At 69.9% G+C, this 17,616-nt stretch carries 14 protein-coding genes; 5 read left to right on the forward strand and 9 right to left on the reverse strand.

The window, feature by feature from the left end; all coding sequences use genetic code 11:
* The first annotated feature begins 107 nt into the window (after window positions 1-107).
* The gene (locus tag ACRSCF_RS27570; protein WP_046986881.1) at window positions 108-992 is read left to right on the forward strand and encodes a ChaN family lipoprotein; all 885 of its coding nucleotides are present in this window, start codon (window positions 108-110) and stop codon (window positions 990-992) included.
* A gap of 3 nt (window positions 993-995) precedes the next feature.
* Here the strand turns inward: ACRSCF_RS27570 and ACRSCF_RS27575 are convergent, their stop codons facing one another.
* Window positions 996-2,951, reverse strand: coding sequence for a putative bifunctional diguanylate cyclase/phosphodiesterase (locus ACRSCF_RS27575; RefSeq protein WP_016451962.1), 1,956 nt, complete (start codon window positions 2,949-2,951; stop codon window positions 996-998).
* Between the two features lie 73 nt (window positions 2,952-3,024).
* Between ACRSCF_RS27575 and purU the strand changes: the two genes are divergently transcribed.
* The 3 genes from purU to ACRSCF_RS27590 all read left to right on the forward strand — a co-directional run bounded on the left by purU (window position 3,025) and on the right by ACRSCF_RS27590 (window position 6,479).
* A complete protein-coding gene (purU, locus tag ACRSCF_RS27580) occupies window positions 3,025-3,873 on the forward strand; it encodes a formyltetrahydrofolate deformylase (RefSeq protein WP_013804418.1) in 849 nt (282 codons plus the stop codon).
* A 19-nt stretch (window positions 3,874-3,892) separates the two neighbouring features.
* Window positions 3,893-4,816 carry a LysR substrate-binding domain-containing protein gene (locus tag ACRSCF_RS27585; protein ID WP_017405258.1) on the forward strand — a complete coding sequence of 308 codons (924 nt, stop codon included), beginning with the start codon at window positions 3,893-3,895 and terminating at the stop codon, window positions 4,814-4,816.
* 151 nt (window positions 4,817-4,967) lie between these two features.
* The gene (locus tag ACRSCF_RS27590) at window positions 4,968-6,479 is read left to right on the forward strand and encodes an FAD-linked oxidase C-terminal domain-containing protein (RefSeq protein ID WP_016446647.1); all 1,512 of its coding nucleotides are present in this window, start codon (window positions 4,968-4,970) and stop codon (window positions 6,477-6,479) included.
* A 38-nt stretch (window positions 6,480-6,517) separates the two neighbouring features.
* Here the strand turns inward: ACRSCF_RS27590 and ACRSCF_RS27595 are convergent, their stop codons facing one another.
* A complete protein-coding gene (locus ACRSCF_RS27595) occupies window positions 6,518-7,540 on the reverse strand; it encodes a hypothetical protein (protein ID WP_034363524.1) in 1,023 nt (340 codons plus the stop codon).
* Window positions 7,541-7,659: 119 nt separating this feature from the next.
* On the opposite strand from ACRSCF_RS27595, the gene ACRSCF_RS27600 reads away from it, so the two are divergent.
* Window positions 7,660-8,082 (forward strand): hypothetical protein, encoded by a 423-nt coding sequence (locus tag ACRSCF_RS27600; protein ID WP_016446649.1) that lies wholly within the window; start codon window positions 7,660-7,662, stop codon window positions 8,080-8,082.
* Window positions 8,083-8,151: 69 nt separating this feature from the next.
* Here the strand turns inward: ACRSCF_RS27600 and ACRSCF_RS27605 are convergent, their stop codons facing one another.
* The 7 genes from ACRSCF_RS27605 to ACRSCF_RS27635 form a co-directional block, all read right to left on the reverse strand.
* Window positions 8,152-8,502: a DUF4148 domain-containing protein gene (locus tag ACRSCF_RS27605; RefSeq protein WP_016446650.1), complete on the reverse strand. Its 351-nt coding sequence runs from the start codon at window positions 8,500-8,502 to the stop codon at window positions 8,152-8,154.
* 186 nt (window positions 8,503-8,688) lie between these two features.
* Window positions 8,689-9,441 (reverse strand): carbon-nitrogen hydrolase family protein, encoded by a 753-nt coding sequence (locus ACRSCF_RS27610; protein ID WP_203400054.1) that lies wholly within the window; start codon window positions 9,439-9,441, stop codon window positions 8,689-8,691.
* Window positions 9,438-10,925, reverse strand: a complete 1,488-nt coding sequence (locus ACRSCF_RS27615) for a purine-cytosine permease family protein (protein ID WP_432675166.1) — start codon at window positions 10,923-10,925, stop codon at window positions 9,438-9,440. The genes ACRSCF_RS27610 and ACRSCF_RS27615 overlap by 4 nt, the downstream gene beginning before the upstream one ends.
* Window positions 10,926-11,127: 202 nt before the next feature.
* Complete coding sequence (locus ACRSCF_RS27620) at window positions 11,128-14,301, reverse strand: CusA/CzcA family heavy metal efflux RND transporter (protein ID WP_244387591.1); 3,174 nt, start codon at window positions 14,299-14,301, stop codon at window positions 11,128-11,130.
* Between the two features lie 11 nt (window positions 14,302-14,312).
* On the reverse strand, window positions 14,313-15,686 hold the full coding sequence (locus ACRSCF_RS27625; RefSeq protein ID WP_244387592.1) for an efflux RND transporter periplasmic adaptor subunit: 1,374 nt from the start codon (window positions 15,684-15,686) through the stop codon (window positions 14,313-14,315).
* A 30-nt stretch (window positions 15,687-15,716) separates the two neighbouring features.
* Window positions 15,717-17,018, reverse strand: a complete 1,302-nt coding sequence (locus ACRSCF_RS27630; RefSeq protein WP_034363521.1) for a TolC family protein — start codon at window positions 17,016-17,018, stop codon at window positions 15,717-15,719.
* Between the two features lie 176 nt (window positions 17,019-17,194).
* Window positions 17,195-17,605, reverse strand: coding sequence for a hypothetical protein (locus ACRSCF_RS27635; RefSeq protein ID WP_244387593.1), 411 nt, complete (start codon window positions 17,603-17,605; stop codon window positions 17,195-17,197).
* Window positions 17,606-17,616: the final 11 nt, after the last annotated feature.

Here is a 17,616-nt window from a genome sequence, read left to right on the forward strand (position 1 = left end):
CCCGTTTGCGCCGTGCCCCGCCCCGATTCCTAGGATCCTTTCAACTGCCCCCAATGCCCACAGGGCCTATGGGGCCCCCGGGCGAGGCCAGTGTTTAGCATGGGGCCATGCAAGTCCGCTCCATCCCCCGCCCCTTCATCCGCACCCCGCGCCTTGCCGGTCTGGCTGCGGCCGCATGGCTGGCGGCAGCCCTTGCCGGCTGCGCCAGCTCCTCCACACCGGCGCGGGACTGGACGCAGCAGCTGCAGCGCTGGTCCGACGCACCCCTGGTGCTGCTGGGCGAGCAGCACGATGCGGCGGCCCACCAGGCCTGGCAACAGGCCACGGTGCAGCAGCTGGCCACGCAGGAGCGCCTGGCCGCGCTGGTGATCGAGATGGCGCCGCGCACGGGCTCCACGGCCAGCCTGGCGCGCGACGCCTCCGAGGACGCTGTGCAGCAGGCCCTGCAATGGCAGGACGCCGCCTGGCCCTGGCCGCGCTACCGCGGCGTGGTCATGGCCGCCGTGCGCGCAGGCGTGCCCGTGCTGGGCGGCAACCTGCCCCGCGCCGACATGAAGCAGGCCATGCGCAACCAGAACCTGGACACCCACCTGCCGCCCGAAGCCTGGCAGCGCCAGCTCGACGCCATCCGCGAAGGCCACTGCGGCCTGCTGCCCGACACACAGCTGCCGCCCATGGCCCGCATCCAGCTGGCCCGCGATGCCAGCATGGCCGAGGTGGCCAAGGCGGCGATCAGGCCTGGCAAGACCGTGGTGCTGGTGGCCGGGCGGGGCCATGTCCTGCGCGGGGTGGGCATCCCGACCTGGCTGCCCGAGTCCGCAGCAGCCAAAGTGGCCGTGGCGCAGGCAGGCGAGACATCGGTGGCGCACGAATCCGATGTGGACTGGCTGCAGAAGACGGACGCCTTGCCGGCCAAGGACCACTGCGCAGAGCTGCGCGAGAAGTTCAGGAACCCGCCGGCACCGCGGGCGGATGCGGGTCGGGTGGACTGAGCTTCACCCCTGCACGGCCCACATCCCCTCGTTGCCCGAGACCCACTCGCCGAACGCCTGCGCAGGCATGGGCTTGCTGCACAGATAGCCCTGGAAGAAGTCGCACCCCTTGCCGCGCAGGAACGCCAGCTGCTCGGCCGTCTCCACGCCCTCGGCCAGCACCTTCAGCCCCATGGCATGCCCCAGCGCGATCACCGACCCGCTGATGGCCATGTCGTCGGCGCTGTGCGGGATGTCGCGGATGAAGCCCTGGTCGATCTTGAGCAGGTCCAGCGGGAAGCGCTTGAGGTGGGCCAGCGAGGAATAACCGGTGCCGAAGTCGTCGATGGCCAGCCGCAGGCCCTGGGCGCGCAGACGGCGCATGACGGCCAGGGCCTCCTCGGGGCGCTCGGCCAGGGCGCTTTCGGTGATCTCCAGCTCCAGGCAGTGCGGGGCGAAGCCCGTGGCGGCCAGCGCGTCGGCGGTGGCACCGGCGATGTCGGTCAGCAGGAACTGGTGCAGCGAGACATTGACCGCGATGGTCATCTCGGGCAGGCCCTGATCGCGCCAGCGCTGGCCCTGGGCGCAGGCCTCGCGCAGCACCCACAGGCCCAGCGCGCCGATGACGCCCGAGCTTTCGGCCACGGGAATGAAGCGTGCCGGGGAGATGAGGCCCTCGTCCGGGTCCAGCCAGCGCACCAGGGCCTCGGCGCCCACCAGGCGGCCAGTGGCCAGGTCGATCTGGGGCTGGAAGTACAGGCGCAGGTGGCCCAGGTCTATGGCCTGCCGCAGCCGTGCCTCCATGGCCAGGCGCTCGCGCGCGGCCGAGGTCATGTCTTCCTCGAAGAAGCACCAGGCACGGCCGCTGCGCGACTTGGCGCCGTAGACGGCCGCATGCGCGCCCTGCAGCAGGTCCTGGGCATTGCCGGCATGGGAGGGGTACATGCAGATGCCCACGCTGACGCCGGCCATGACGGACAGGCCGTCCGGCGAGCTCCAGGGCTGGCCGGCCGCCGCGATCAGTTGCCGTGCACGGGCGATGGCGTCGCCGCGCTCGCTCATGCCCTTGCACAGCACGGCCAGTTCGTCACCGGCCATGCGACCTATGAGGTCCTGGGGACCCAGGGAGTCGTGCACACGGGCGGCGATGTGGCGCAGCACCTGGTCGCCGATGGCGTGGCCATAGCTGTCATTGACGTCCTTGAAGCGATCGATGTTCAGCAGCATCACGGCCAGCGTGCCCTGCTCGGCGGCCGCCTCGGCCACGGCGTCTTCCAGCAGCGCTGTGAAGCGCACGCTGTTGGGCAGGCCGGTGAGCATGTCGCGGTGGGCCAGGAATTCGAGCTGGGCCTCGCGCGCCTTCTCGGCCGAGATGTCGGTGAACATGCACACGTAGTGCGTGACCTTGCCCTGTGCGTCCTTGACGGCGCTGAGCGACATGCGCTCGGGAAAGACCTCGCCGTTCTTGCGGCGGTTCCAGATTTCGCCCTGCCAGTGGCCCGTGGCCTGCATGCTGTCCCACATGGCCTCGTAGAAGGCCTTGTCGTGGCGGCCGGACTTGAACATGCGCGGGGTCTTGCCCAGCATCTCCTGCTCGGTATAGCCCAGCAGCCGCGTGAAGGCGCTGTTGACCGAGAGGATGCGGCTGCGCGCATCGGTGACGACCACGCCCTCCATGGTGTTGTCCACCACGGCGGCGGCCAGGCGCTGGCGTTCGTCGGCCTCCCGCCCGGCGGCCATCGCGGCATGGGCAGTGCGCTCTCCACGGCGCATGCGCCACAGCAGCCAGCCGCCGCCCACGGCCGTGACCAGCACCAGGGCCACCGAGGACAGCATGCGCCGCTGCGCTGCCGGCCCGGGCGGTATCTGCAGGTGCGCCAGCAGCCATTCCACGCCCCAGAGCCACAGCAGACCTGCGCACACATACAGGGTCAATGCGCCCCAGAGCGGTATTCGGGGCTGCTCTCCCTGATCTTGCATGTGGTTCCTCAGAACGTTCCCAGAACGTGTGACTTGCGCAGGGTCGTGTGCATGCTGCGACAATTGCGCCGCTATGACCCAAGCCTATATTCTTACCCTTTCGTGCCCCGACCGGCTCGGTCTGGTACATGCCGTCTCGGGCTTCCTGCTCGAGCAAGGCGGCAACATCGAAGAGGCCGCGCAGTATAACGACCCGGCCACCGGACTGTTCTTCATGCGCGTGCAATTTGCCTGCAACGGCTGCGATCCCGCGGCTCTGAGGGCGGCCCTGGCCGACCTGGGCGGCCAGTACCAGATGAAGTGGCGCCTGCACACCAAGGCCGAAGCCATGAAGACCGTGCTCATGGTCAGCAAGGAAGGCCACTGCCTCAACGACCTGCTGTTTCGCTGGAAGAGCGGCCTGCTGCCGGTGGACATCCGCGCCATCATCAGCAACCACCGCGAGTTCTACCAGCTGGCGGCCAGCTACAACATCCCCTTCCACCACATCCCCGTCACGGCTGCCACCAAGGCCCAGGCCGAGGCAAAGCAGTTCGAGATCATCGAGGCCGAAGGCGCCGAACTCGTGGTGCTGGCGCGCTACATGCAGGTGCTGTCCAACGACCTGTGCACCAAGCTGGCCGGCCGCGCGATCAACATCCACCACAGCTTCCTGCCCAGCTTCAAGGGCGCCAAGCCCTACTACCAGGCCCATGACCGCGGCGTGAAGCTGATCGGCGCCACGGCCCACTATGTGACGGCCGACCTGGACGAAGGCCCGATCATCGAGCAGGACGTGGCCCGCGCCGACCACACCGACACCGTGGAGGACCTCACGGCCCGCGGCCGCGACACCGAGAGCCAGGTGCTGGCCCGCGCCGTCAAGTGGCACAGCGAGCACCGCGTCATCCTCAACGGCCACAAGACCGTGGTCTTCCGCTGAAGCCGGCTCCCGGCCGCCCATGGCGAACGTGACCCTTGCCGCCGGCAGCGGCTTTGCCCCGCCCGGCAGCGGCGCCCGCCGCATCCCGCCCATACAGTGCCTGCTCACTTTCGAGGCGCTGGCGCGGCTGCGCAGCGTGACGCAGACGGCCGAGGAGCTGTGCGTCACGCCCAGCGCCGTCAGCCACCGCGTGCGCCAGCTCGAGCAGATCCTGGGCACGCGGCTGTTCGGCCGCTCGGACTTTTCGCTCACCACCGAGGGCAGCGCCTACCTGTCCCACGTGCGCGAGGGCCTGGGCGCGCTGCAGCGCTTTCCGGGCGAGGTGACGGCGCCGGGCCGCCGCAGGCTCAAGCTGGCGGTCACGCCCACCTTTGCGCGCGTGATCCTGATCCCGCGCCTGCGCCAGTTCACGGAAACCTATCCCGAGATCGACATCGCCCTGCAGGTCTCCATCCCGCTGCTGGACGTGGTGGCCGAGGATGCCGACCTGATGGTGCGCTTCGGCCCCGGCCACTACGCCGACGTGGAGCACATCGAACTGGCGCGCGACGTGGTCACGCCGCTGGCCTCGCCGGCCTTCATCCGCGAGCATGGCCCCTTCGAGCAGCCCCAGGACCTGGAAGGCATGCCCCTGCTGCGCAGCCCGCTGGAGCCCTGGCGCACCTGGTTCGGCGCCACCGGCCTGGACTGGCCCGAGCCGCACGAGGGCTCGCAGTTCAACGACATCGGCCTGATGTGCGACGCGGCCTCGGCCGGCATGGGCATTGCCCTGGTGCGCCACAAGCTGGGCGCACCCTGGATGGACAACGGCACCCTGGTGCGCCTGTTCGACATGGACACGGCCAGCCCCCATGCCCACTACCTGTGCTGGCGCACCGGCACCATGGACCGCTGGGAATGCGCGGCCTTTGCTGAATGGTTGAAGAGGGCGATGGCCTGCTGAGGCGCCCACAACGGAATTCACGGATTTCGCGGATTTCACGCGCCGTTGCAATAAACATCAGCGCAGTCCCGCTGCACAAAGACGGCGGCATCGCCTAAAGTCAGGCCCCATGACTTCCGCCAGCTCCCCAGCCAGCCCTGCCCCCGGCGCCATGGCGTCGGCCGCCGCCGATGCCGCCCACCAGCAGCCCACGGCCTCCGAACGCGCACGGCGCCAGGCCGAGGTCGTGGCCGCGCTGGCCCGCCATGTGCCCGCGCATGCCCTGCTGTGGAACGCCGAGGACACCACGCCCTATGAATGCGATGGACTCACGGCCTACCGCCAGCGCCCCCTGGTGGTCTGCCTGCCCGAGACCGAGGCCCAGGTCCAGGCCGTGCTGCGCGCCTGCCACGCCATCCAGGTGCCCGTGATCGCACGCGGCGCAGGCACCGGGCTGTCGGGCGGCGCCCTGCCCCATCCCATGGGCGTGACGCTGTCGCTGGCCAAGTTCAACAAGATCCTCCAGGTCGATGCCGCCAGCCGCACGGCCGTGGTGCAGTGCGGCGTGCGCAACCTGGCCATCAGCGAGGCCGCCGCGCCCCTGGGCCTGTACTACGCGCCCGATCCCAGCAGCCAGATCGCCTGCACCATCGGCGGCAACGTGGCCGAGAACTCGGGCGGCGTGCACTGCCTCAAGTACGGGCTGACCGTGCACAACGTGCTGAAGGTGCGCGGCTTCACGGTGGAGGGCGAGCCGGTGGAGTTCGGCTCCACGGCGCTGGACACGCCGGGCTTCGACCTGCTGGCCATCCTGGTCGGCAGCGAAGGCATGCTGGCCGTGACCACCGAAGTCACCGTGCGCCTGATCCCCAAGCCCCAGCTGGCGCGCTGCATCATGGCCAGCTTCGACGACGTGCGCAAGGCCGGCGACGCCGTGGCCGCCGTGATCGCGGCGGGCATCATCCCGGCCGGGCTGGAGATGATGGACAAGCCCATGACGGCCGCCGTCGAGGACTTCGTCAAGGCCGGCTACGACCTCACGGCCGAGGCCATCCTGCTGTGCGAGAGCGACGGCACGCCCGAGGAAGTCGAGGAAGAGATCGCCCACATGAGCGAGGTGCTGCGCGGCGCCGGGGCCACGGCCATCACGGTGAGTGAAAGCGAGGCCGAGCGCCTGCGCTTCTGGAGCGGGCGCAAGAACGCCTTTCCCGCCAGCGGGCGCATCAGCCCCGACTACATGTGCATGGACTCCACCATCCCGCGCAAGCGCCTGGCCGACATCCTGCTGGCCATCCAGGAGATGGAAAAGAAATACGGCCTGCGCTGCGCCAACGTCTTCCACGCGGGCGACGGCAACCTGCACCCGCTGATCCTGTTCGATGCCAACGACCCCGACGAGCTGCACCGCTGCGAGCTGTTCGGCGCCGACATCCTGGAGACCAGCGTGGCCATGGGCGGTACGGTCACGGGCGAGCATGGCGTGGGCGTGGAAAAGCTCAACTCCATGTGCACCCAGTTCACCACCGCAGAGAACGACCAGATGTTCGCGCTCAAGGCCGCCTTCGACCCGCAGGCCCTGCTCAACCCCGGCAAGGTGATTCCCACGCTCAACCGCTGTGCCGAGTACGGAAAGATGCTGGTGCGCGGCGGCCAGATCTCACACCCGGACCTGCCGAGATTCTGAGGCGTGGTGCAACGGGCGCGGTGCAGTCCTTCCCGCCCTCAGGGCTGCTGCAGGCAGCGCGCCCACAGTCCGTCAAGCGCCCGGGCCAATGCGCCTCCCTGGCGGGGCACGGCCTGGCCCTCGCCCAGGTCTTCGACCAGGGTGTCCAGCGGCGTGGCTTCGGTCAGCGTGCGCACGCCGCACTCCATGGCCAGGGCCGTGTCCAGGTAGACCACGCGTGCGCCGGCCACGCTCCAGCGCGTGAGCTCGCGCACGCGGCCCACCTGGCCCAGCCGCAGGCGCATGGCCTCCATGCGCGCGGCCAATGAGCGGCGTATGCGCTCGCCCGCCTCGGGGCGGTCTTCCTCCAGCCGGCGCAGCGCCGCCTCCTGCTGCTCCAGGGTGCGGTCCATCGCCTGCAAGGCCGCCTCGCGGCCCAGCCGGGCCTCGTCGTAGCGCGGCAGGGCCGCGCGCAGCCGCACCAGCGTCCGCTCCCGCTCGCGCGCATAGACATGCCCGGCCGCGCGCCCGGCCTGCGCACAGGCCTGGGCTGCCAGCACCAGGCGCTGCGGCGCGGCCTCGGCACTGAGGCTTTGCGGACGGAAGCTGCCGCACTCCTTCATGTCCCCCAGCACACGCAGATCCTCCAGGTGCCGCTGCCTGTGGTCGGCATCCCTTTGCGCCTCCTGCGCGTGGCGCCGCAGCATCTCCTGCCGCTGCCGCTCCAGCACGAGCAGCTCACGCCATTCGCCACGCAACCGCGCCTCGAACCGGGCCTGTTCGCTTTCGGCGGCGCGCTGCAGTGGCCCGACCTCCTGGCGCAGACTGGCCTGCAGGTAGCCACGCACGCCTGCGCGCTCGCAGGCGTACTCGACGATGCGCCCGCCGCTGCCGTCTCCCACGCTGCGCCAGCTGCTGCGCGCGCAGGCCGACCTGTCCTGCAGCACCTGCCCTATCGACACGCCCGAGGCGGCGCCCCAGGGCGCAGCCCGCACGGTCAGCACCTCGCCATCGTCACCGCCGCAACCGCCCAGCAGCAGTGCCAGGCCCGCAGGCAGCAGCCACACTCCTTGCCAGCGCATGGGCCCTCCTGTGCTTGTGATTTCTGGTTGAGTCTTTGATGGTAACTATCAATCACATCGGATATGTGATTTTTCACAATACTCACTGCACAATCAGACTTATCCCATAGCGTGCCCGCATGCAGGATGCGAAGCAGCGGTTTGCGCAGAAATTACGTGATTCCCTGGAGGCCCGTGGCTATGAAGCCAAGCCCTCGGTGCTGGAGCGCGAATTCAACACACGCTTCTGGGGCAAGCCCATGTCGCAGCACGGCGTGCGTCTGTGGCTGCTGGGCAAGACCATGCCCAACACCAAGAAACTTGCTGCGCTGGCCGACTGGTTGCAGGTGCCGCTGGAGGAGTTCCTGCGCGCGCCGCAGCCGGCGCGTGAGGTGCGTGAGCCCAAGGGCAGCTGGTCCGCCGGCCTGGGCTACGAGGACAACGAGCTGTTCAAGATCTACCTGCGCCTTCCCGTACCCAAGCGCCGCCTGGCGCGCGACGTGATCCTGGCCATCGCACGCGCCCATGAGGCCGAGGAAGCGGAACGCGCCGCAGGCTCGTAGCCGCGCGGCGCGTCGGTCATCCCCTGATACGGCTGCCGCGGGGCAGCACTGCATCGCCCCGCACGTGCATCAACCACCCATGGCACGCTGGCGTGCATCGCGCTGGGCAGGCGTTTCGTTGATCAGTTCATTGATCACTTCCTGCCGCGTCTTGCCGCCACCGGTCTGCGGTGCAGGCGCCGGGTAGACGCCGGCATTGAAGCGCGAGGTGCCGCCCTGGCGCACGGCCGCCTCGGCCTCGGCCGTCACCTGGGCGCGCGTCTTGCTGCTCTTGAAATGTTCGGGATGGACGACGGCACCCGCCTCGTTGTTGGCCGGGTGGATGTAACCGGCCGCCGATGCCATGCCCGGCAGCAGCAGCGCTGCCGATGCGACCAGGCCGGCGATCAGGGTAGCGGGGGTGAAACGGCGTTGCGACATGGTGTGTCCCTTTCAAAGAACGTTGGTGATTCGTTCTCCCCACGCCCCGCAAGGCGGAACGCCGGGGAGAGGACTCCAATGTAGAAATCGCCCCCCCACGCCACCCCCACAGGATGGTGACATTGCTGTCATACAACCGACACAGATGACCGCGATGACCGAGACACTGCGGCGCCTCGGCGCTCGTCAGCCCCGGTACTGCGCACGCGCGCGGCCGGGCGCCAAAGGGTCCAGGCGCACGTCCAGCAGGCCCTCGGCATCGCCCGCGATGCGCGCCAGCGTCTGGCCGAAGGGATCGGCGAACTGGCTGCCTCCGCTGAAAGCGTAGCTGTCGCCAGGGCCCACGCGGTTGGCCATGGCGATGTAGCACTGGTTGTCCATCGCACGCACGGGCACGGCATGGCGATGGATGTGGCCGTGGGGGTGCATCATCCCGTCCATCAGCACGATCAGGTCCACGCCCTGCGCACCCAGCGCGCGGGCCGGTGCCGCAAACTCGATGTCGAAGCAGATCAGCATTCCCAGCCGCAGGCCGCGCCATTCGCATGTGGGCCAGCGCTCACCTGCCTCGAACACGCCCTGGTCCGAGTCGTAGAGCATGGTCTTGCGGTAGTGCAGCAGCACCTGCCCGTCGGTATCGATCAGCAGGCCGGCATTGAAGCGGCGGCCCTGGTCTGCTTCGGCCAGGCCGATGGCGACGGCCACGCCGGCTTGCCGCGCGGCCTCGCGCAGCGCAGTGGCCGAGGGGCCATCCAGCGGCTCGGCCAGCTGCGCCACGTTGTCGGGCCGGGGAAATCCGCTGATGCAGGTTTCGGGAAAGACCAGCAGGTCGGCCTGCCCCGCGCTGGCCCTGATCGTCTTCAGCGTCATCGCCAGGTTGCCGGCAATGTCGCCGTCACGCAGACGGGGCTGGATGATGCGGATGCGGTGCTCCGTCATGGTGTGCGCTCCTTGGGATGCAAAGGGTGGCTGTCCTGCCGCGGCTGGCAACTGGCGGCCTCCTCGGCCTGCAGATCCAGGTTGCGGGCCAGCCCCCAGTAAAGGCTGCCGGCGACGAGAATGCCCGGCAGCCAGGCGAAGTCCACGCCGCCCAGCCGCTGCGCAGCCCAGCCGATGAAGACCGCATGGCCATCGGTGGCGTCGTGGATGTGCATGAACGGCACCATGGCTGCAAAGCCGCCCAGATAGGCGCAGATGCCGCGCCAGCCCCAGGCGCCGTAGATGCCCTGTGGCGTGAAGAAATCAGCGATGGCGTAGCGGCCCTTGCGCACCAGGAAGTAGTCCACGAGGTTGACCGCCGTCCATGGCACCAGGAAGTACAGCAGCAGCGCCAGGAAGGAGTGCAGCAGTGCCACGCCGCTGCCCTGGATGGACAGCACGCACGCGAGGATGGTGGCGCTGATGGCGGCGATGGCACCGATGCGTGCACTGCGCGTGGGGCGCAGGCCGCCCAGCGAATCCGCCGCCGTGAGCACGGTCAGCGCCGCGCTGTACGTGTTCAACGCGATGATGGGCAGGAAGGCCACGACGGCCAGGGCAGGCAGCAGCCGGTCCGCGCCCGGGAAAAGCGCCGCGCCGATCTGGCCCAGCGCCGCCAGCGCGTCCCCGGCCTGCAGCCGCTGCGCCATCCAGGCGCCCAGCCCGATCATCCAGGCCCCGGACAGCGATGCACCCAGGAAGATGGCTGCGATCAGGCGCCGGGGCGCAGTGTGGCGCGGCAGGTAGCGCGAATAGTCGGACACATAGGGCGCATAGGAGATGTTGTAGCTGGCCGCGATGGTGAACTGCGCGGCAAAGGCGCTCCATGCAAAGCCCGGCGCCGGGCCCGTGCCCTGGCGTGCCAAAGGCTCGCCCACGCCAGCCAGCAACGCCAGCGTGGCCAGCGCATACAGCGGCAGCGCCAGCATCAGCGCGCAGCGGAAGGCCCTGTGCATCACATCGTGGCCGCAGACCGCCAGCAAGGCGCCTGCCGCCACGGCCACGCAGGCCGTGGGCGCTGGCGGCAGGCCGAACACGGCCTGCATGCCCTGCATGATGAGCGAGACGTTGACGACGTTGAACCCCGTGAACACCAGCAGCGTGGCGCACAGCGGCAGGATGACACCGCGAAAGCCGAACTGCGCGCGCGACTGGATCATCTGCGGCAGCCCCAGCTGCGGCCCCTGCGCGCCGTGCAACGCCATGACCAGCGTGCCGAACATGATGCCCAGCGCCCCGGCCAGGGCGCTCCAGGGCGCCGACAGCCCCAGCGACGGGCCGACGAAGCCGATGGAAAGCGTGAAGAAGTGGAAGTTGCCCAGGAACCAGAACGGCCCCTGGTCGGCGAGCCGCGCGTGGCGCTCGCTGTCGGGAATGCAGTCGATGGACCGGCTCTCCACGGCGATGCGGGCACGGCCGTGCCGTCCGCTGGCGGGGCTGTTCATGGCCTTGTCTCCCTCCCGTTGTCCTTGCTGTTGTGGGACGAATTCTAGGCAGGGGTTCGCAGCCGCTCCATGCCAAATGCGCGAGGTTCACATCGATGGGCAAAGATGTGTGGCCCGGGATATCCCGGGCATGAAGAAACCCGCTGCAGCCAGGCTGCAGCGGATTTCAAAGTGGCTGCCCGGGTGCTGCCCGGGCGCCGCGTCACACGGCAGGTGCCGGCGCGGCGGGCGCGGGGTCTGTGCCGCTGGCCTCCGACGGATCGTTGCGATGCACCAGCCGGTACAGCAGCGGCAGCACCAGCAGGGTCAGCAGCGTGGACGACAGGATGCCGCCGATCACCACCGTGGCCAGCGGCCGCTGCACCTCGGCGCCCGTGCCCGTGGCAATGGCCATGGGCACGAAGCCCAGCGAGGCGACAAGGGCCGTCATCAGCACGGGGCGCAGCCGGGTGAGCGCGCCTTCGGTCACGGCATCGGGCACGCTGGCACCCTGCTCTCGCAGGCTCCTGATCCAGGAGATCATGACCAGGCCGTTGAGCACGGCCACGCCCGACAGCGCGATGAAGCCCACCGCCGCCGAGATGGACAGCGGTATGTCGCGCAGCCACAGCGCCAGGATGCCGCCCGTGAGCGCGAACGGAATGCCCGTGAAGACCACCAGCCCGTCGCGCACATTGCCGAACATGGCGAACAGCAGCACGAAGACCATGAGCAGGGCCACGGGCACGACGATCTGCAGGCGGCGCGTGGCCGACTCCAGGTTCTCGAAGGTGCCGCCCCAGCGCGTCCAGTAGCCGGGCGGCAGCGACAGGCCCTGCAGCTTTTGCTGTGCCTCGCCCACGAAGGAGCCCATGTCGCGCCCGCGCACATTGGCGCTGACCACGATGCGGCGCTTGCCGTCCTCGCGGCTGACCTGATTGGGGCCGGGCGCGGTCTCGAATGTGGCCACGGCCGACAGCGGCACGAAGCCGATGCGCCCGTCCGCCCCGCGCGGCAGGGCGATGGGCAGGCGGCTCAGGGCCTGCAGGTCGTTGCGCACGGCGTCCGGCAGGCGCACCTGGATGTCGAAGCGCTTGTCGCCCTCGAACACCGTGCCGGCCTCGGTGCCGCCCATGGCGGTGCTGATGGCGTCCTGCACATCGCCCATGTTCAGGCCGTAGCGCGAGGCCTTTTCGCGGTCGATCTGCACGGTGAGCATGGGCAGGCCCGTGGTCTGCTCGACCTTGACCTCGGAGGCTCCCGCGATCTGCTGCAGCATGCCGGCCACGGTCTGGGCGCTTTTTTCCAGCACGGCCATGTCGTCGCCGAAGATCTTCACGGCCACGTCGCTGCGCACGCCCGAGATCAGCTCGTTGAAGCGCAGCTGGATCGGCTGGGAGAACTCGTAGTTGTTGCCCGGGATGCGGTCCACCGACGCCTGTACGGCGGCCAGCAGCTCATCGCGCGGGCGCGCCGGGTCGGGCCACTCGCTGCGGGCTTTCAGCATGATGTAGCCGTCGGAGATGTTGGGCGGCATGGGGTCGGAGGCGATCTCGGCCGTGCCGGTGCGCGCGAACACGCGGTCGATCTCGGGGAACTCCTTCTTGAGCGCCTTCTCGATCTGCATCTGCATTTCCAGCGACTGCGTAAGGCTGGTGCCCGGGATGCGCAGTGCCTGGATGGCGAAGTCCCCCTCGTTGAGGTTGGGCGCGAACTCGCTGCCCAGGCGCGTGGCCAGCAGCAGGCTCAGCGCCACGGCCACGGCGGCGGCCGTGAGCACCACGGCGGGCGCGGCCATGACGCGCGCCAGCACGGGCGCATAGCCGCGGCGTGCCCAGGCCATGAGGCGGTTCTCCTTCTCGGCCACCTTGTCGCCCATGAACAGCGCAATCGCCGCCGGGATGAAGGTGATGGACAGCAGCATGGCGCCGGCCAGCGCAATGACCACCGTGAGCGCCATGGGATGGAACATCTTCCCCTCCACACCCGTGAGCGCGAAGATGGGCAGGTAGACCACCATGATGATGAGCTGGCCGAACAGCAGCGGGCGGCGCGCTTCCTTCGCGGCGGCGAAGACTTCATGGAAGCGTTCGCTGCGCGTCAGCGACCGTCCTCGCGCCTCCTGTGCATGCGCCAGGCGGCGCACGCAGTTCTCCACGATGACCACGGCGCCGTCGATGATGATGCCGAAGTCCAGCGCCCCCAGGCTCATGAGGTTGGCGCTGACCTTGTAGTGCACCATGCCCGTGAAGGTGAACAGCATGGACAGCGGGATGATCAGCGCCGTGATCAGCGCCGCGCGCAGATTGCCCAGGAACAGGAAGAGGATGACCACCACCAGGGCCGCGCCCTCCACCAGGTTCTTCTTGACCGTGGCGATGGCCTTGTCCACCAGGTTGGTGCGGTCGTAGACGGTGATGGCCTTGACGCCAGGGGGCAGGCCCCGGTTGATCTCGGCCATGCGCTGGTCCACGGCGCGCGAGACGGTGCGGCTGTTCTCGCCGATCAGCATGAACACCGTGCCCAGCACCACCTCGCGGCCGTTGTCGGTGGCTGCGCCCGTGCGCAGCTCCTGGCCCAGCCCCACCTCGGCCAGGTCGCGGATGCGGATGGGCTGGCCCTGGGCCGAGCCCACGATGACCTCGCGGATGTCGGCGATGCCGCCGACCTGGCCCGGCGCGCGGATCAGGTACTGCTCGCCCTGGCGCTCGATATAGCCCGCACCCACGTTGCTGTTGTTGCGCTGCAGGGCGGTGACGATGTCGGCCAGCGTGAAGCCGTAGGCCGCCAGCTTCTCGGGCGCGGGCGCCACCAGGTACTCCTTGGCGTAGCCGCCGATGGAGTTGATCTCGGTGACGCCGGGCACGTTGCGCAGCTGCGGCTTGATGACCCAGTCCTGGATCTCGCGCAGGTCCATGGGCGTGTAGGGCGTGCCGTCGGGCTTTTTCGCATCGTCCTCGGCCTCCACGGTCCACAGGTAGATCTCGCCCAGGCCCGTGGAAATGGGGCCCAGCGTGGGCGTGATGCCGGCAGGCAGGCTGTCGCGCGCCTGCTGTATGCGCTCGCCCACCAGCTGCCGCGCGAAGTAGATGTCCGTGCCGTCCTTGAACACCACGGTGACCTGGGACAGGCCGTAGCGCGACAGCGAGCGCGTCTGCTCCAGGTGGGGCAGGCCGGCCATCACCGTCTCTATGGGATAGGTGACGCGCTGCTCGGTCTCCAGCGGCGAGTAGCCGCTGGCCTGGGTGTTGATCTGCACCTGGACATTGGTGATGTCGGGCACGGCGTCGATGGGCAGGCGCTGGTAGTTGTAGATGCCCAGGCCCGCCATGGCCAGCACGGCCAGCAGGACCAGCCAGCGCTGCTCTATGGCGAATCGGATGATGCGTTCAAACATGGACTCTCCGATCAGTGGCTGTGTTCGGCGCTGGCCTTGCCCAGCTCGGCCTTGAGCATGAAGCTGCCCTCGGCCACGTAGGATTGGCCGGGCTTGAGGCCTTCGAGCACCTCGGTGGCCTTGCCATCGCTGCGGCCCACGCGCACGGGCTGGGCGCGGAAACCGCCCTGCACGGGCACGAAGACCACGGTCTGCTGCTCCATCTTCTGCAGTGCCTGCGTGGCCACGGCCAGCGGCGCCTGCCTGGACGATGCCGTCAGCTCCACATTCACGAACAGGCCCGGGCGCCACACGCCGTCGGGGTTGGGCAGGGTGATGCGCGCGGGGGCCGTGCGCGTGTCCTGGCCGATCAGGGCGCCCACATAGGCCACCTCGCCCGTGGCCGAGGAGTCGAAGGCCGTGGCGCGCACCGTGGCCTTCTCGCCCACGCGCACGGCGGGCAGGTCGGGCGCGGCCACGCGCATCTCGGCCCAGACGCTGCGCAGGTCGGAGATGGTGAAGACCTGGGTGGTGTCCTGCACGGCCTCGCCCACGGACAGGTGCTTTTCCACGATCACGCCGTCAAACGGCGCGCGCAGCTCGAAGCGGTTGAGCCCGCCCGCACCACCGCCGGCACCGGCGCCCGTGGCGGCCAGCTTCTGCTGGGCGTTGGAGACGGCGATCTCGGCCTCGCGCAGCGCCTGGCGCGCCTGCAGGTAGTCCTGCTCGGCCGAGACCTTTTCCTCCCACAGCTGCTTTTCACGCGCATAGGTGGTGCGGGCCAGCTCCAGGCGCTTGCTGGCGGCCAGCAGTTCGCTGCGCTGCTCGGAGACGGCGGCGCTGCTGAGCACGGCCAGCAGCTGGCCCTTCTTCACGTTCTGGCCCAGGTTGGCGGGAACGCTCTCGGCAATGCCGGCCACGCGCGGCACGACGTGGGCCGTGCGGTCTTCGTTGAAGCGGATCTCCCCGGGCAGCTGCAGCACGGAGCGCACGGTGGCCGGGCCGGCCTCGGCCAGGCGCACGCCGGCCGCCTGCATGCGCTGGGCGTCCATGGCGATCAGGCCTTCGTCGTCGCCATGGCCGGCTTCGGCGGTGGCTGCGGGTTTGGCGGCGGGCTTGGCCTCGGCTTTTTCCGCCTTGGAATCTTCATGGTGCTCATCGTCGGCATGGCCTTCGTCGTGCTTGTGGCCATCGGCTGCGGCTGCGGCTGCAGCGCCGTGGTGCTCGCCATCGGCATGGCCTGCGGCCTCGCTGTGGCCGTGGCCATGGCTGTCGGCCTTGGCGGCACCCGGCGGGCCGCTGCGCAGGATCAGCGTGGCGGCCAGCGCACCCACGGCCAGGATGACGGCAATGGCCACGAGGGTGCGGCGCGGTCCGAGGGGGGAGGAGGAGGGCTTGGTGTTCATGGTCTGGATGCAATCAGGTTGCTATCGGGGTCAGAGGCCGGCTTCTGTGCCGAGCAGGCGGTCGATGTCGGCGGCGGCGCGGTGCGTGGCCAGCAGCTGGTCCAGGTACTGGCTGCGCGCTTCGGACCAGGTGCGCTGCGCGTCCAGCACGTCCAGGTAGCCGAACTTGCCCAGCGCAAACCCGCGCGAGGCCAGCTCGTAGGCCGTGCGCGCCGTGGGCAGCACCTCCTCGGCCAGCTGGCGCGCCTGCTCGCGGCTGGACTGCAGCAGCTCGCGCGCCTCGAACAGCTGGGCCTGCAGCTGAACGCGCGTGGCCAGCAACTGCTCCTCGGCCTGGTCGGCCAGGCGCAGGGCCTGCAGCTGATTGCCCCGGTTGCTGTCGAGCACGGGCAGGGGCACGGAGACGCCGACCACGAGCTGGTTGCGCCCGACCTCGGTGGCGCGCTTGACGCCCAGGCTGACGGTGGGATCGGGCAGGCGGCGCGCACGCTCCAGGTCGGCCGTGGCGCGGCTTTGCTCCAGCGCCTGGCGCGCACGCAGCACGGCGGGAGCCTGTTCGATGCGCTGCTGCAGGGCTGCCAGTTCCGGCAGCTGGGGCAGCGCGTCCACGGCGCCCTCGGCCTGGCCGAAGGGGCGCACGCTCTCGCCCCACAGCGCCTGCAGCTGGCCGCGCGCCACGCGCAGGGCAGAGCGGGCCCGGGCCTGCTCCAGCAGGGCGCCGGACTCGGCCACGCGGGCCCGGGTCTCCTCCAGCGGCGCCACCTTGCCGGCCGCCACGCGCCGGGCCGCCGCCTCGCGCGCGCTGCTGGCGATCTCCAGCGTCTGCCCGGCCAGGACCACGCGCTGCTGCGCGGCCAGCACGCCGAAAAAGGCCGCGCCCACATCGGCGCGCAGCGCGGCCTCGGTCCCTGCCAGTTCGGCGCGGGCCAGGTCGCGGCCGCGCTCGGCCACGCGCATGCGGGCCTCGCGCTTGCCGCCCACTTCCAGGGTCTGGTTCAGCTGCACGGTCAGCGTGCGGGTGCTGCGGCGCGTGTCCTCCTGCGACCAGGCCAGCTCGGGATTGGGCCGGGCCTGGCTTTGCAGCACGGCCCCCTCCGTGGCGGCCAGCGCCTGGCGGGCCGCGCGCAGGCCGGGATTGCCGTCCAGCGCCAGGGCCCGTGCCTGCTGCAGGTCCAGCGGCGGGCCATCAGGAAGGGATGCGCCTGCAAAGGCGGGTGGCGCCACGGAATCGGCCGGTGGCTCGGCGGCCTGCACGACGCCACAGGCGGCCAGCGCCGCCAGCACCCACGGTGCGAAGGCTGTCCTCGACGGAAAGGACGAAGGAAAAGACATACACGGGCTCCTTGCCCGCAGCGCGGATCAGGCGTGATCGCTTGGTCGATCAGGCCCCACGCCACAGGGCGCGCACGGACGAGGGCCGCTGCGCGCGAAGGGATTTCTGGAAAATGCCGGTCCGGGGCGAAACAGGGCGATGAACGCCGAATGCCCGGCCGGCGGCTGCAGGAGCGTCAGCCCTGCCAGCGGGGCCGGTCGGGGCGCAGCAGCACGGCCGAGGCATGCCGGCGCAGCGGCTCGGCGAATTGCGCGGGCGGCGGGGCCACCGGCGCCGCCTGCCAGTGCTGTGTGGCAGCGGCCACCCAGGCGTGGCACATGGAGCAGTCCACGCTGAGCGAGGACTGCAGGCCCTGGTCGGCCTTTTGCGCAGGCGGGCCGGACTCGGCATCCGTGCCCGTGCCCGCATGGCGCTCGGCGCCCATGCCGTGCAGGCTCACGCCATGGACATGGTGGCCGAAGTGCCGGGTCTCATGCCCGTCGTGGCGGCACAGCGCAGCGGCCGCTATCCAGGTCCACTGGAACAGCAGCGCGATCACGAGGATGGCAAGGGCGGCAAGACGGGGCCGGGTCATGGAAGAGGGCATGGCAGAAGTGC

It is taken from the genome of Delftia sp. 11MD, from assembly GCF_050907895.1.
Lineage (GTDB): Bacteria > Pseudomonadota > Gammaproteobacteria > Burkholderiales > Burkholderiaceae_C > Comamonas > Comamonas tsuruhatensis.

Bases quoted from the DNA above. Each gene is read 5' to 3' on its own strand.
- ACRSCF_RS27585 (WP_017405258.1), top strand. From the start codon at position 3,893: ATGGCGAACGTGACCCTTGCCGCCGGCAGCGGCTTTGCCCCGCCCGGC.
- ACRSCF_RS27625 (WP_244387592.1), bottom strand. From the start codon at position 15,686: ATGAACACCAAGCCCTCCTCCTCCCCCCTCGGACCGCGCCGCACCCTC.
- ACRSCF_RS27570 (WP_046986881.1), top strand. From the start codon at position 108: ATGCAAGTCCGCTCCATCCCCCGCCCCTTCATCCGCACCCCGCGCCTT.
- ACRSCF_RS27620 (WP_244387591.1), bottom strand. From the start codon at position 14,301: ATGTTTGAACGCATCATCCGATTCGCCATAGAGCAGCGCTGGCTGGTC.
- ACRSCF_RS27605 (WP_016446650.1), bottom strand. From the start codon at position 8,502: ATGTCGCAACGCCGTTTCACCCCCGCTACCCTGATCGCCGGCCTGGTC.
- ACRSCF_RS27600 (WP_016446649.1), top strand. From the start codon at position 7,660: ATGCAGGATGCGAAGCAGCGGTTTGCGCAGAAATTACGTGATTCCCTG.
- ACRSCF_RS27610 (WP_203400054.1), bottom strand. From the start codon at position 9,441: ATGACGGAGCACCGCATCCGCATCATCCAGCCCCGTCTGCGTGACGGC.
- ACRSCF_RS27595 (WP_034363524.1), bottom strand. From the start codon at position 7,540: ATGCGCTGGCAAGGAGTGTGGCTGCTGCCTGCGGGCCTGGCACTGCTG.
- ACRSCF_RS27590 (WP_016446647.1), top strand. From the start codon at position 4,968: ATGGCGTCGGCCGCCGCCGATGCCGCCCACCAGCAGCCCACGGCCTCC.
- ACRSCF_RS27630 (WP_034363521.1), bottom strand. From the start codon at position 17,018: ATGTCTTTTCCTTCGTCCTTTCCGTCGAGGACAGCCTTCGCACCGTGG.
- ACRSCF_RS27615 (WP_432675166.1), bottom strand. From the start codon at position 10,925: ATGAACAGCCCCGCCAGCGGACGGCACGGCCGTGCCCGCATCGCCGTG.
- purU (WP_013804418.1), top strand. From the start codon at position 3,025: ATGACCCAAGCCTATATTCTTACCCTTTCGTGCCCCGACCGGCTCGGT.
- ACRSCF_RS27575 (WP_016451962.1), bottom strand. From the start codon at position 2,951: ATGCAAGATCAGGGAGAGCAGCCCCGAATACCGCTCTGGGGCGCATTG.
- ACRSCF_RS27635 (WP_244387593.1), bottom strand. From the start codon at position 17,605: ATGCCCTCTTCCATGACCCGGCCCCGTCTTGCCGCCCTTGCCATCCTC.